Consider the following 13,836-nt stretch of genomic DNA (forward strand, 5'->3'; position numbering starts at 1 on the left):
GTCACCAGACTCGGGCAGCGACCACGGCGGCCCGATAGGAAGCCATGTCGGAGGAATAGCGGAACATGCGACCCATGCTGAACGAAGCCGAATCTCCCGGCGCCAGATTGGTGGTGCCACCGGGCCATCCCATGCGGCTCTGTATCGAGTTTCCGCTGCTGTCCAACGCCTCGATCTTGATCTGCGCGGCCGCGGCCGAGCCGCAGTGATTGACCAAATGCCCGGTAATGACCATGGGTCGACCCACCTGAGTGGTCTCGACCTTGAGCCCCTCGATGCTGAAATCCTTGGCCGTGCAATCGGCGAATGCAGGGCCGGCGGCCATACTGCACAACAACATCCCGGACAGGGTCAGTTTCATAAAGCAGCTCTCACAAATTGAAGGCGTCATCGACGCACGCTAAGTCCCAACAGGCTCATATCGGCTTCGCCGGAACGAACTTAAGCGCAAATTCAGCCTTTCCCACGGCCAATTTCATGTATTGTGAGACACTGCACGATCAGGCCGGAACTGCGTCGCATCAAGCCTTGCCAAGAGTGGACGACCCCCCGCGCTGCCTGGACAGGCCTTTGGGACCGTAGACCTCGGCCTCGGCCCCACTGGAGCCCGCCATCTGGTTCAACATCGTCAATGCCTGCCTGACCTGCCGCAGACGCCGGGACACGATTTCGCCATTCTCGTGATTGAGATCCCGCCCGATGGCCAGCTGCTGCAGCAACGGCTGCCATCCATCGATTTCCGCCATGCCTTCCTGAGGATCCAGATCAGCTGCCCGCAACATCAGCACCCGCTCGGCATCCAGCTCGTCGAGCCTGACCAGGGTGCGGGATTTCAGAGCGCTGGCTTCATTGAGCGCATCGCTGTCGTATCGATCCAGCGCTTCGCGCTCGGCACGCAGCACGACACACATCTCTTCGACCACCACCGCCATCTCGGCGACCAAAGCAGTCAGGCCGGGAATGATATCGTCCATTGCATCACTCCCCGATCCGTCAGTCACCAGCCAGTGAACTGTCCAGCTGCGTCAACTTGGCAGCAATGCTTTGCGCATCCACCGTATAACTGCCATCGGCAATCTGTTGCCGCAGGGCCTGCACCTTGGCGGTGTTGACCGGCATGTCGCCGGTTTGCAGACTGGCCTCAGCCACGGCACGAGCCTGTGGCGTCAGCTCGAAGCGATCCGCGTCGGTCGACATGCGCGCGCCACCGGCAGCATTCGTCGAGGCATTGTCAGCCTGCGCCCTGCCTGCTGCCGATGCCGGCGAATATCCCGGTATCGATCCCGGCTTGATTGAAGTGACCATGACCTTTGTCCCGTTGCGGCTTGTTGCTCTGGTAGCTCTTATCGGCCACCACCGGGGAAACTTTACCCCTGAATGGCAGGTTGCGTGACATAGCGCCACATCGGTACTGACAGCGACCGCCCTGACTCAAGGCAAGACCTGCGCCACACCCTGGGCCATCACGACGGCCTCTACGACCTTGCCCGACGAGCTGTTGCGCACACGGACCCGATCCCCCTGATCACCGCCGGACAACGCCATCGCGGCAACCTGCACCACCAATCCATCGAAACGGCTCTGCAAGAGCACCTGGTCACCCGTCCTGATCAACTCGTGATGCATCAGCATCGATGGCGTCAAGACCACACCTGCACCCAGTGGCCGTCCCACATAGCGCTGCCCGAGAATCGATGCGTCAGTAATGTAACCATAACCCAGCAGGGTCAGATCCCTCCGCTCGAATCGTGCCGTGTCCGCATTGATCGCATCCAGCCGGGCCAGCGGCCGGGAAGTCACCAATACAGGCTGGTATACATGCCACAACACTACCCGATGCGTCACCCAGCCCGGCACGTCATGACACTGGAATCGAACTTCCATCCGCGGCGCCAGCCTGGAGGTGACTACCTGCCTATCCAGTACGCCACGGCATGTCCGCGCCATACCGGCGACGGCCGCACTCCCGAAACCGGTGAACTCCGGATCAGCCCCGGGCGGAGCCACCGACCGGACCGCGCGCTGCGCCAGCTGATCCAAATCCGCTCCCATGCATGCCCCGGCGAGACCCAGCAAGCCGCACAGAAGCCATCGTCCCATCATGCCGCGCCGCGCATCACGCCCATGACCTGGGTCACCGCCGCCTGCAGACGACTTCGCACGCCAGCGACGGCGGCCTCGGCCGCCTCTCGACGCCCCTCCTGCAGAGACTTCTGGTACTCGGCAGACACCACCAGGTAATCGTTCAACAGCTGCCGAACCTGAGTCAGTCCCGGCTCGCCCAGGCTGGCACCACACTTGGCCAGGAGCCGCTCAACCGGCCGGCAGTCGAACCAGGTCCTTTCGATCCGCTGCGGCGCCGCATCCGCCGCCAGCAAGGCATATTGCAGACCGCGCAAGGCGGCATACAGCGCCGGCACCGCCGAAGGACCACCCGCATCCAGACTCTGCAAGGCCTGAGTGCGGCCCTGCATGGCCTGCACCAGAATCGTCTCCTGCTGCCGCTCGAGATCTTCCAGCCCCTGATGCACGGCCGCCATCGAGCGGGCAGCTTCAGCCAGGCCGCCACGCCACCGCGAAGCCCCCGCATCCAGCTGTTGCATGCCTTGATCCAGCCGTCCCCACAAGCTGTCGGCGGCATCCAGCTGCTGACTCAGCGAGGTCAGTCCCTGTGACGTGCGATCCAGGCCTGACAGGCAATCCGCCACGGCATGCTCCAGATCACCGGCATACTGGGCCACCGACTTGGTCGCGACCTCGATCTCGCCGGTGGAGGCTGTCGTCTTTTCAGCCAGCAACTTGACCTCGTCAGCCACGACCGCGAAGCCGCGCCCGGCCTCGCCGGCACGCGCCGCCTCGATCGCGGCATTCAAGGCCACCAGATTGGTGCGATGCGCAATCTCCTGGATGGCCGAAGTCAACCGACCGATTTTCTCGAAAAAGGCACTGAACTGATTATGGGTATGCGCCATGGAGGCGAGGGCACCGCGCAGCAGTTGCAGTGTTCCATCCAGCTCCGACGCACGGCCCGTCATGCGTCCGCGCACCTGCATGGCTTCACCGACACAGCTGTGCACCTCGGCCAGAGAGCCGGTCAGCTGCTCACCATCCCGCGTCAAATCTCCAACGCCGGACTGCACCCCTTCCAGCCGATCCAGCTGTTGACGCTGACGCACGCCCAGCGTCAATGCGCCGTCCAGTACCTCGTCCTGACGCTCGACCAGATCCACCACGACACGCTGCGCCATATCCTGCGCATCGACCGTCGGCACCGGCGCAGCAACGGCAGCCGCCACCGGAGCAGGAGGCAAGACAGGCGGCACCGCCTGCATCTGCGCCACCAATACGCCCATGCTGCGCGCCAGCCGCTTGTCGTGCTGAATCAGACGCTGCGCTTCCATGGCATTGCCCGCGGCAATGGCCTGCGCCAAGGTGGCCACGCGATCACTATTCAACCAACCCATCTGTCTATGCTCCCGAAGGCATGGCAACCGCCCCGCCCGCATGTCGAAAAAATCCCTGCGTACACTGCAAGAAACGTGCCCGAAAACCGACCGCCTGCCTCGCAACACCCCTCTGTCGAGCAGGCCTAAAGCCTGGCGCGAGTCGGCCGATACAGTCCCTGTTTTCTGAATCACGGCCGTACCCGCATGATCGCAGCGCCCGCTTCACGCACCGAACCCTTCACCCAGCTGGCTGGCTACAACCGGCTGGCTCTGCTGACGTTCCGGCTGGGCGACAATGTCCGCTTCGGCATCAATATCCTGAAGACGCGTGAAGTGCTGCGCCTGCCCGAACTGGAGCGCCTGCCCGGCATGCACCCTTTGGTCGCGGGTGGCTGCAACTACCGCGGCGAAGAGATTGCGGTGATCGACCTTGCCAGCGCAATGTCTTATCCGCCGCTGACGGGCCAGGACAGCGCTCATTTGATGGTTACTGAATTCAATCGCAGCCGGCAGGGCTTCATCATCGGCCAGCCGGACCGCATCATCCATTGCAAGGGAACCGAGCTGACCCAGCCCAACAGCGTCCTGACTTATGGCGGGCGCGTCAATGCCTTGACGCATGTCGACAACCATATTGTGGCCATCATCGATGTCGAACAGATCCTGGCCAGTATTGAACCGGCCTCCGAAGAAATTCCGCACTCCATTCCGACTATTGCCCAGGCCACGAATGCCACCCCCTTGCCGTCACGCCATAGGGTACTGGTCGTCGATGACTCTGCCGTGGCCCGCCGCCAGATCACCCGTCTGCTGGACCAGCTCAACCTTGACTATATGACAGCCAATGACGGCGCCCAGGCCCTGTCCCTGCTGGAGGATCGCAGCGCACAGCCCGATCCGGAACACGGCCCCGCCGGCTTCGACCTGGTGATCTCGGATATTGAAATGCCGCAGATGGATGGCTACACCCTCTCCCGCAAGATCCGCGAGACCGCCAGCCTGCGAACCCTGCCGATTCTGCTGCACAGCTCGCTCAGCGGCGTATTCAACGACCAGCAGGCCACCAGTGCCGGCGCCGATCGCTTTCTCGCCAAATTCGACCCGGGCGAACTCAGCCAGACCGTACAGGACATGCTCCGCAAGCACTGAGCCTTGATCACCGACGTTATTTTGGCGAGATCAGAAAGCTTCAAGAAAATATCCTTTGCAATCCGAGGGATATGACTTGGCACATTCCATGCTTGGTGATGTTCAGGCTTCCACGAGATTCCTGAATGGACGGTTCGATCAGCTCCCTCAGCTCACCTTTCGGCATGCATGGCGACGCGCTCAGTCTGTGGGAGCGACGCACCACGGTGCTGGCCAACAACCTGGCCAACGCCAATACGCCGGGCTACCAGGCCCGCGACCTGGATTTCCGCAGCGTGCTCGGTGCCGCCACCGGCCAGAGCCAGGAGCTGCCACTGACCGTGACCAGCAGCAACGATATCGGCAACCAGCCGGCGTCGGTCAGCCAAGCCGAGCTGCTGTACCGGCAGCCGATGCAGCCCAGCATGGACGGCAATACCGTGGACACCCAGATGGAGGACTCGGCCTACGCGGAAAATACCGTGCATTACCAGGCCAGCCTCAGCTTTATCAATGCCCAAGTGCAATTGCTGAAAACCGCCATCACGGGGAGCAACTGATGTCGATGCTGTCCATTTTCCAGATTTCGGGCTCCGGCATGGCAGCCGAATCGCTGCGGCTGAACACCACCGCCAGCAATCTCGCCAATGCCGACACGGTCAGCAACAGCCCCGATACGGCTTACCGCGCCAAGGAACCCTTGTTCGCCACGATCAAGAAGGCCGTCACCGAAGCGGGCGGCTTTCCGGATACGGATGCCGATGCCGCCTCGGCCGGCGTGCGTTCGCTGGGCATTTCCGAAAGCAACCAGCCCATCAGCAGCCGCTACGAGCCGGACAACCCGCTGGCCGACGAGAGCGGTTTTGTCTATGGCAGCAACGTCAACCCGATCGACGAACTGGTCAACATGATTTCCGCCTCCCGCTCCTACCAGAGCAACGTCGAAGTCATGAACAATGCCAAGAGTCTGATGTTGAAAACCCTCACCCTCGGCCAGTAAACACAGGGCACCCCCTTGACGACGTCCATCACCAGCAGCACCTCGACCAGCTCAACCAGTTCGCTCAGCAGCGCCATCAGCTCCAGCGCCACGCTCAGCCAAAGTGACTTCCTGACTCTGCTGACCACCCAGCTGAAATACCAGGATCCGACCAAGCCGGTGGACAATACGCAGTTCGTGTCGGAAATGGCCCAGTTCAGCCAGCTGTCGGCCACCAACAACATCAACTCGACCGTGTCGGCCCTCTCATCCAGTCTGCAGACCTCGCAGGCCCTGAGCTCGACCAGTCTGGTGGGGCAGTACGTGATGGCCCCTAGCAGCAGCCTGACCTATACCTCGGGCACTCCGGCCGTGGGCGCCATCGACATGACCGCTGCCGGCACCGTCAATGTCGCCATCAAGGATTCCAGCGGCAATACCGTAGCCTCGGTCCCGGTCACCGCCACCAGCAGCGGCCTCACCGAATTCAAATGGGACGGTACCGACAGTTCGGGCCAGGCTCTGGCCTCGGGCACCTACACCATGAGCGCCATGAGCGGCACTACCGCCTTGAGCACCTATGCCGCCGGCCAGGTCGTCAGCGTCAATCCGTCGACCAGCAGCGGCAGTTCCACCACGCTCGATGTAGATGGCGTGGGCGAGGTCGCGCTAGCAAAGATTTCCAGAATCTACTGAGCCCCGGCCCGCCGGCATCCTTCATTCCAAGATTTCGAGGTAGACAGACATGGGCCTGAATACGGCATTGAGTGGCATTCTCGGCGCGCAGTCCGATCTGAATGTGATCTCCAACAATATCGCCAACACCAATACCACCGGCTTCAAAGCCTCACGTGCGGAGTTCGGCGATATTTTCTCCTCGACGGCCTACAACCTGTCGACGGTGGGCGTGGGCAGCGGCACTCGACTGACGGATACCGCCCAGCTGTTCAACCAGGGCGATATCGAGTCGACAGGCAACAGTCTCGATGTCGCCATCGACGGCAACGGTTTTTTTACTCTGAATACCGGCAATGGCTACGCCTATACCCGTGCCGGCAATTTTCACACCAATTCCAGCGGTGACGTGATCAATGCCGAGGGTTACAACCTGCAAGTCTATGCGCCGGGCGCCACGGAAGGCACCTTCGACACCAGTCATCTGATCAATCTGTCGATCCCCACCTCGGAGGGTGCCGCCCAGGCGACCACCAGCGCCAAGATCGTGGCCAATCTCCCCTCGGGAGCCACCACGCCCACGACGACCCCGTTCAGTGCCAGCGACTCCACCAGCTACAACAACACCACCACCTTCACGGCCTACGACTCGCAGGGCCAGACCCATGCCGTCACGATGTACTACGTCAAAACCGGCACCAACAGCTGGCAGGCCCATGCCGTGGTCGACGGCACCGACGTCACGCCCTCGAGCGGCCTTGATCTGACGTTCGACAGCAATGGCCAGCTGTCGAGCCCCAGCTCAGGCAAGCTCGCTCTGGCAACATACACGCCCAGCAACGGCGCCAGCCCGGTCAACATCACCCTGGACATGTCCGGCAGCACCCAGTACGGCACGTCCTACAGCGCGGGCACCGTCTCTCAGGACGGCTATCAGGCCGGCACTCTGGCCTCGATCGACATCGGCAGCGATGGCATCGTCACCGCCAATTACTCGAATGGCCAGGACACCCAGGTCGGTCAGCTGGCCATGGCCAATTTCACCAACGAACAAGGCCTGGCCCAGGTCGGCAACACCAACTGGAAGGCCACGTCCACCTCGGGCCAGGCCATCATGGGCACCGCCAATTCCGGGCAGTTCGGTGACTTGCAGTCCGGCTCACTGGAAAGCTCGACCACCGCCGACACCACGTCCCAGCTGGTGGCGATGATCCAGGCCCAGCAGGCTTACCAGGCCAACGCCCAGGTGCTGAGCACCACCAACACGCTGACCAGCACCCTGATGTCGGCCATCTCGCGCTAAGGCAGGCCATGGATCGCTCTCTCTATATCTCGATGACCGGCGCCGCGCAGCTGACCCGGATGCAGGACGAGGTGGCCAGCAATCTGGCCAATGCCTCGACCACCGGTTTCAAGAGCGAGCTGAGCGCCATGACGGCCATACCCGTGCTCGGAGATGGCGAAGCCAGCCGCGCCAACGTGGTCGCCAAGGGACTCGGCCAGGACTTCAGCGAAGGTCCGCAGATCTCCACGGGCCGTGACCTGGACGTTTCCATCAAAGGCAGCGGCTGGCTGGCCGTGCAGTCGCCCGATGGCAGCGAAGGCTATACCCGGGCCGGTGATCTGCAGATCACCAGCGACGGCCTGCTGACCGATGCCAAGGGCAATCCCGTGGTCAGCGCCACCGGCGGCACCATCACCCTGCCGCAAAGCCATCGCATCACCATTGGCCAGGATGGCACCTTGTCGGCGGTTTCGCTCGGCCAGGACCCCAACTCGGTCGGCCAGCTGGGTCAGCTGAAACTGGTCAATCCGGATCGCAGCCAGCTGGTCAAGCAGTCGGACGGGCTGATGCACATGCAGAACGGCACCCAGGCCGCCATGGATCCCGGCGTGACCGTGGAGGCCGGCAGCCTGGAAGGCAGCAATGTCAATCCGTCCACCGCACTGGTTTCGATGATCTCGATCTCACGCCAGTTCGACATGCAGATGCAATCCATCAAGAATGCCGACAGCAATGAGCAGTCGACGCAAGCCCTGCTGCAAAACAGTTAACCATCCCAAGGCCCCATTGCCATGCTCTCATCCCTGTGGATCGCCAAAACCGGTCTGAATGCCCAGCAGACCCAGATGGATGTCATTTCCAACAATATCGCCAACGCCAGCACCACCGGCTTCAAGTCATCGCGTGCGACGTTTCAGGATCTGATCTACCAGAACAAAGGTCAGCCCGGTGCCCAGACTACCCAGCAGACCCAGTCGCCTTCCGGCCTGATGCTGGGCACCGGCGTGAAGATCTCGGGCACTGAAAAGCTGTTCACCCAAGGCAGCGTGGAGCAGACCGGCAATTCGCTGGATGTCGCCATCCAGGGTCAGGGCTTTCTGCAGGTGACCCTGCCCGACGGCACCCTGGCCTATACTCGCGATGGCTCGCTGCAGATGGACCAGAACGGTCAGCTGGTCACGTCGGACGGCTACCCCATTTCGCCCTCGATCACGGTACCGGCCAATACCACCAGCATCACCATCGGTACCGACGGCACCGTGTCCGCGACCTCCAACGGCTCCAGTCAGGCCGCCCAGATCGGCAGCCTGCAGACCGCGACCTTCATCAATCCTGCCGGCCTGCAGCCGATGGGCCAGAACCTGTATCTGGAAACGATTTCCAGTGGCGCGCCGCAGACCGGCCAGCCCGGACTGAACGGCCTGGGCACCCTGCTGCAGGGCTCGCTGGAATCATCGAACGTGAACGTGGTGCAGGAAATGGTCAGCATGATCGAAACCCAGCGCACCTATGAAATGAACTCGAAGGTCATCAGCGCCGACGACGACATGCTGCAGAATCTGACGACCAACCTGTAAGCCGATCATGTCCAGGTCCGTATCACTCTCTGTTGCTTCCCTGTTGCTTCTGTGTCTTGGCGGCTGCGCCGCACTGGCCCCGTCCGTGCGCGAAGATCCTCGTTTCGGACCGACCGATCCGGATGTTGCCGCTGCTCCGCCTACCGATGGCGCCATTTATCATGGCAGCAACTCGGACATGGAACTGTTCACCGACGCACGTGCGCACCGGATCGGCGACATCCTGACCATCACCCTCAACGAGAGCACGGCGGCGACCAAGCAGGCCACCACCACCACCAGCAAGACCAATTCCGACAATATGAACGGCCCGACCGTGAACGGCGTGACCTATCCCGCCTCGGGAGGCGCTTTGCTTGGCGTCGGCAGCAAGCATGCCTTTGCCGGTGCCGGCACCAGCACCCAGAGCAATGACCTGACCGGCGAAATCACCGTCACCGTGGCCAAGCGTCTCAGCAATGGCAACCTGCTGGTCATCGGCGAGAAATGGCTGACCATCAACCAGGGTCAGGAGCTGATCCGTATATCAGGTATCGTGCGGCCGGTGGATATCGCCCAGGACAATACCGTCGAATCCTATCGCGTCGCCGATGCCCGGATCACTTACGCCGGACGTGGCGCGGTGGCCGACAGCAATACCCAGGGCTGGCTCAGCCGCTTCTTCAACTCGCGCTGGGCCCCGTACTGATGCGCGCCACCGGATGTTTCAGAGGCGCCCTGGTGCTGCTGACCTGCCTGGCGACGGGTATCGCGCATGCCGAACGCATCACCGACATTGCACAGGTGGCCGGCTCGCGCAGCAACCAGCTGGTCGGCTACGGTCTGGCCGTCGGCCTGGACAACTCGGGTGACCAGACCACCCAGGTGCCGTTCACGACGCAAAGCATCACCAATATGCTGCAGCAGTTCGGCATCAATATCCCGGCCAACATGGTCAATCGCACCCAGCTGCGCAATTCCGCGGCAGTCATGGTCACCGCTGAGCTGCCCCCCTTTGCCAAACCCGGCCAGGCCATCGATGTCACGGTGGCCTCTATCGGCAATGCCCGCAGCCTGCGCGGCGGCGAGCTGCTGCTGACCCCCTTGCACGGCGCCGATGGCGAGGTTTACGCCATGGCCCAGGGCAGCGTCGCCATCGGCGGCATCAATGGCCAGGGTGCCAGCGGCAGCAGCGTACAGATCAATATCTCCAACAGCGGCCGGATTCCGGCCGGTGCCACGGTGGAACGCGCCGTGCCCACCATGTTGTCCAATGGCGGCATGGTGCGGCTGAATCTGTATTCGCCGAACTTCGAAACCGCCGCACGGGTCGCCAATGCCATCAATGCGCAGCTGGGACGCGGCACCGCCGTGGCCCAGGATGCGGCCACCATCGTGGTCCGCGCTCCAGCGGATCCCGGTCAGACAGTGGCTTACCTGGCCACCATCGAAGCCATCAATGTCACGCCGGCCGATGCACCCGCCAAGGTCATCGTGAACTCGCGGACCGGTACGGTGGTGATCAATTCCACCGTGCAGGTCAGCCCGGCAGCGGTCTCCCACGGATCGATCACGGTCACCATCAGCGAAAACCCGCAGGTCAGCCAGCCCGGCGCGTTTTCGGGCGGACAGACCGCCATCGTGCCGCAAAGCAGCGTCGATATTTCCGAAAACGGTGCCCACATGTTCCGCTTCGGCCCCGGCGTCGATCTGAACCAGATCGTGCGGGCCGTGAACGAGGTCGGCGCCACGCCCAGCGATCTGATTTCCATTCTGCAGGCCCTGAAGGAAGCCGGCGCACTGCATGCGCAGTTGATCGTGATCTGATGAACACTTCCCCGAGAGGATGACTGGATGACGGATGCCTCCATTGGCCACAGCCTGTCGACCTGGACTGATCTCAGCGGGTTTGCCTCCCTGCGCCAGCAGGCCGGACAGGACAGCAAGAGCGCGCTGCCGGCCGTCGCCCGCCAGTTCGAGGCAATGTTTACCCAGATGATGCTGAAGTCGATGCGGGATGCCACCCCTTCGGACCCGGAGTTCGACTCGCAGGCGACCGACACCTGGCGCGATCTCTACGATCAGCAGCTGTCCTTGAACCTGACCCAGCACGGCAAGGGCCTGGGCATTGCCGAGATGCTGGTGCGCCAGTTGGGCGGACAGACAGGCGGGACGGACAGCGATAGCCCCGACCACGCCACAGGCGGCACTGACAAGACGCAGACCGCCCATGGCCTGCCCGACGCCCATGCGACCGCAGCCCCCGTCGATGACTGGTCGAATCGCGTGATCCATGTCGCCGACCATCTGCTGCAGCAAGGCGGCAAGACCATCGAACGATGGATGCCAGCCTCGGCAACCGAGTTCGTCAAGGAACTGGCGCCCCATGCCATGGCCGCCGCCAGAAAACTGGGGCTTTCCTTCCGCCTGCTGCTGGCCCAGGCAGCGCTGGAGTCCCACTGGGGCCGCAATATTCCGGCCGATCATGCCAAGGGCAGCAGCTTCAATCTGTTCGGCATCAAGGCCGGCGGCAGCTGGGGTGGCGAGCGTGTCAATGTGCCTACGCTGGAATATGAAGGCGGCGTGGCCGTTCGCAAGGTCGCCCAGTTCCGGGCCTATGCCTCGGCCAAGGACTCGTTCGACGACTACGCCCATCTGATTGCCAGCGATCCGCGCTATGCCAGCGTCAAGGGACATGGTGACGATGCCCTGTCCTTTGCCAGCGGACTGGTCAACGGCGGCTATGCGACAGACCCCGAGTACGCGGCCAAGGTGATGGCCATCGCCAACAGTCCGATGATGCGCGAGGCCCTGCAAAGCCTCAAGAATTCAACGTCGACGCCGATACAGTCGGCAGCGCCTGAAGAGAATTGATATGTCCAACCTGTTGAGCATCGCCATTTCCGGCTTGAATGCGGCCAAAGCCGGCCTCGCGGCCACCAGCAACAACCTCGCCAATGTCGACACCACCGGTTACAGCCGGCAGAGCGTGCAGCAAAGCGAGAGTTCGGTGGTGACCCGTGGCGACGGCTATGCCATGGGTTCCGGCGTCACGGTCAGCGGCGTCACCCGCGCCAGCAACCCCTATCTGACCGCCGCGGTATGGAGCACCAACAGCGCCTCCCAGTCGGCCTCGACCTACAACGATCTGGCGACCACGCTGAACAACGCTCTCAGTGGCAGCGGCAGTCTGCAGACTTCGCTGGACAGTCTCTTCAGCGGCTTCACCAGCGTCTCCAGCGCCGTTTCGGATACCTCCGTGCGGCAGACCGTACTGGGGGATGCAACCGCCGCGGCGACCAACTACAACACGCTGGCCAGCCAGTTCGCGGCGCAGCAGAAATCGGTGAACCAGCAGATCGGGGATACCGTCACCAGCATCAACAGCCTGACCTCGCAGATCGCGACCCTCAACACCGCCATCACCGGTGGCAACGGGACCACCTCCAGCGGCGGCTCCAACGCCCTGCTCGACCAGCGCGATGCCTTGGTCACCCAGCTGGCCGGTTATGTCGGCATCAGTGCCCAGACCCAGAGCGATGGCAGCATCAGCGTATATACCCAGTCCGGCCAGGCGCTGGTCGCAGGCAGCCAGGCCAATGCGCTGGGCACCGCCGGCAATGCCTACGACGCCACCCAGACCGAAGTCACCGACAGCAACGGCAGCGTCATCAGCAGCCAGATCAGTGGCGGCAGCCTTGGCGGCCTGATCAGCTATCGCGACAATGTACTCAGCACCAGCGAGAACATGCTGGGTCTCAGCGCCCTGGGCCTGGCCAGCAGCGTCAACAGCCAGCAGGCGGCTGGTCTGGATCTGAACGGCAAACAAGGTGCCGCGATTTTCAGCACCGCCGCCCCCTCGGTCGCCGCCTCTTCGGCCAATACCGGCGACGCCACCGTATCGGCCAGCATCAGCAATACCAGCGCGCTGACCACCTCCAATTACATTCTGCGTCGTCAGGACGGCGCGTGGAGCCTCAGCACCACCGGCGGCCAGTCGGTCAGCCTCACCACCAACAGCGATGGCACCCTTTCCGCCGCCGGCATGACCTTCACCGTCAGCGGCACGGCCAAAGACGGGGACAGCTACCAGATCAAGCCGACCGCCGATGCTGCCAGCAGCCTCTCGGTCAGCATGACCGATCCGGCCGGTATCGCCGCCGCGGCCGCCGTGGTCGCCACCGCGAGCAGCAGCAATACCGGCGCGACGACCGTCAAGAGCCTGACCGTCACCGACAGCAGCCAGAACGGCCTGCTCGACAGTGCCAGCGTCAAGTTCACCTCGGCCACGGATTATGAGGTGCTGGATGCCAGCAACAATGTGCTCAGCAGCGGCACCTACGACGCCAGCAAGGGCATCAGCGCCAACGGCTGGACTCTGAGCCTCAGTGGCAACCCGGCCGCCGGCGACAGCTTCAGCGTTTCGGCCAACACCAAGGGCCTCAGCGACAACACCAATGCCTTGAAGCTGGCCGCGCTGTCCGACAGCAAGACGCTGGGCAATGGAAGCAGCTCGATCATCGACTCGGCAACCCAGCTGACCAGCTATATCGGGACCATCGGCAGCCAGGCCTCGACCAACAACACTACCCAGTCGGCGCTGTACACCAATGCCGTGGCGGCGCAGCAAAGCGTTTCCGGTGTCAGCGAGGACGAGGAGGCCAGCAATCTGGTCAAGTTCCAGCAGGCCTATCAGGCCTCGGCTCAGGCGATCTCGACCGCCCAGTCCATTTTCTCCAGCCTGCTTTCCGCCATCCGGAGCTGATC

The 13,836-nt window shown here is 62.8% G+C and carries 17 protein-coding genes; 11 read left to right on the forward strand and 6 right to left on the reverse strand.

The features are described from left to right. Position 1 precedes the first annotated feature (1 nt). From FRAAU_RS17410 to FRAAU_RS17865, 6 genes are all read right to left on the reverse strand, one after another. Positions 2-361, reverse strand: a complete 360-nt coding sequence (locus FRAAU_RS17410; RefSeq protein ID WP_014403438.1) for a hypothetical protein — start codon at positions 359-361, stop codon at positions 2-4. A gap of 160 nt (positions 362-521) precedes the next feature. After that, positions 522-974, reverse strand: a complete 453-nt coding sequence (locus FRAAU_RS10145; RefSeq protein WP_014403439.1) for a flagella synthesis protein FlgN — start codon at positions 972-974, stop codon at positions 522-524. 19 nt (positions 975-993) lie between these two features. After that, complete coding sequence (gene flgM, locus FRAAU_RS10150) at positions 994-1,305, reverse strand: flagellar biosynthesis anti-sigma factor FlgM (protein WP_014403440.1); 312 nt, start codon at positions 1,303-1,305, stop codon at positions 994-996. Next, positions 1,232-1,396, reverse strand: coding sequence for a hypothetical protein (locus tag FRAAU_RS17415; protein WP_169314736.1), 165 nt, complete (start codon positions 1,394-1,396; stop codon positions 1,232-1,234). Before FRAAU_RS17415 ends, flgM begins: the two co-directional genes overlap by 74 nt. Before the next feature lie 35 nt (positions 1,397-1,431). Next, complete coding sequence (flgA, locus tag FRAAU_RS16535) at positions 1,432-2,052, reverse strand: flagellar basal body P-ring formation chaperone FlgA (protein ID WP_052317878.1); 621 nt, start codon at positions 2,050-2,052, stop codon at positions 1,432-1,434. 47 nt (positions 2,053-2,099) lie between these two features. After that, positions 2,100-3,464, reverse strand: coding sequence for a methyl-accepting chemotaxis protein (locus FRAAU_RS17865; protein WP_014403442.1), 1,365 nt, complete (start codon positions 3,462-3,464; stop codon positions 2,100-2,102). Positions 3,465-3,650: 186 nt separating this feature from the next. On the opposite strand from FRAAU_RS17865, the gene FRAAU_RS10165 reads away from it, so the two are divergent. The 11 genes from FRAAU_RS10165 to flgK all read left to right on the forward strand — a co-directional run bounded on the left by FRAAU_RS10165 (position 3,651) and on the right by flgK (position 13,834). Beyond that, positions 3,651-4,595, forward strand: a complete 945-nt coding sequence (locus FRAAU_RS10165) for a chemotaxis protein (protein ID WP_014403443.1) — start codon at positions 3,651-3,653, stop codon at positions 4,593-4,595. A 125-nt stretch (positions 4,596-4,720) separates the two neighbouring features. Further along, positions 4,721-5,134 carry a flagellar basal body rod protein FlgB gene (flgB, locus tag FRAAU_RS10170; RefSeq protein WP_014403444.1) on the forward strand — a complete coding sequence of 138 codons (414 nt, stop codon included), beginning with the start codon at positions 4,721-4,723 and terminating at the stop codon, positions 5,132-5,134. Beyond that, entirely contained in the window at positions 5,134-5,574 is a 441-nt protein-coding gene (flgC, locus tag FRAAU_RS10175; protein WP_014403445.1) for a flagellar basal body rod protein FlgC, read from the forward strand. Before flgB ends, flgC begins: the two co-directional genes overlap by 1 nt. Positions 5,575-5,589: 15 nt before the next feature. Then, positions 5,590-6,249 carry a flagellar hook assembly protein FlgD gene (locus FRAAU_RS10180; protein ID WP_014403446.1) on the forward strand — a complete coding sequence of 220 codons (660 nt, stop codon included), beginning with the start codon at positions 5,590-5,592 and terminating at the stop codon, positions 6,247-6,249. A 49-nt stretch (positions 6,250-6,298) separates the two neighbouring features. Beyond that, positions 6,299-7,531 carry a flagellar hook protein FlgE gene (gene flgE / locus FRAAU_RS10185; protein ID WP_014403447.1) on the forward strand — a complete coding sequence of 411 codons (1,233 nt, stop codon included), beginning with the start codon at positions 6,299-6,301 and terminating at the stop codon, positions 7,529-7,531. Between the two features lie 8 nt (positions 7,532-7,539). Further along, positions 7,540-8,283: a flagellar basal-body rod protein FlgF gene (flgF, locus tag FRAAU_RS10190; protein ID WP_014403448.1), complete on the forward strand. Its 744-nt coding sequence runs from the start codon at positions 7,540-7,542 to the stop codon at positions 8,281-8,283. A 21-nt stretch (positions 8,284-8,304) separates the two neighbouring features. Beyond that, complete coding sequence (gene flgG / locus FRAAU_RS10195; protein WP_014403449.1) at positions 8,305-9,090, forward strand: flagellar basal-body rod protein FlgG; 786 nt, start codon at positions 8,305-8,307, stop codon at positions 9,088-9,090. Positions 9,091-9,097: 7 nt separating this feature from the next. After that, entirely contained in the window at positions 9,098-9,778 is a 681-nt protein-coding gene (gene flgH / locus FRAAU_RS10200; RefSeq protein ID WP_014403450.1) for a flagellar basal body L-ring protein FlgH, read from the forward strand. After that, a complete protein-coding gene (locus FRAAU_RS10205; RefSeq protein WP_014403451.1) occupies positions 9,778-10,896 on the forward strand; it encodes a flagellar basal body P-ring protein FlgI in 1,119 nt (372 codons plus the stop codon). Before flgH ends, FRAAU_RS10205 begins: the two co-directional genes overlap by 1 nt. Before the next feature lie 27 nt (positions 10,897-10,923). After that, positions 10,924-11,943, forward strand: coding sequence for a flagellar assembly peptidoglycan hydrolase FlgJ (flgJ, locus tag FRAAU_RS10210; protein WP_014403452.1), 1,020 nt, complete (start codon positions 10,924-10,926; stop codon positions 11,941-11,943). A gap of 1 nt (position 11,944) precedes the next feature. Continuing rightward, positions 11,945-13,834, forward strand: a complete 1,890-nt coding sequence (gene flgK / locus FRAAU_RS10215) for a flagellar hook-associated protein FlgK (RefSeq protein WP_014403453.1) — start codon at positions 11,945-11,947, stop codon at positions 13,832-13,834. Positions 13,835-13,836: the final 2 nt, after the last annotated feature.

It is taken from the genome of Frateuria aurantia DSM 6220 (assembly GCF_000242255.2).
GTDB lineage: Bacteria > Pseudomonadota > Gammaproteobacteria > Xanthomonadales > Rhodanobacteraceae > Frateuria > Frateuria aurantia.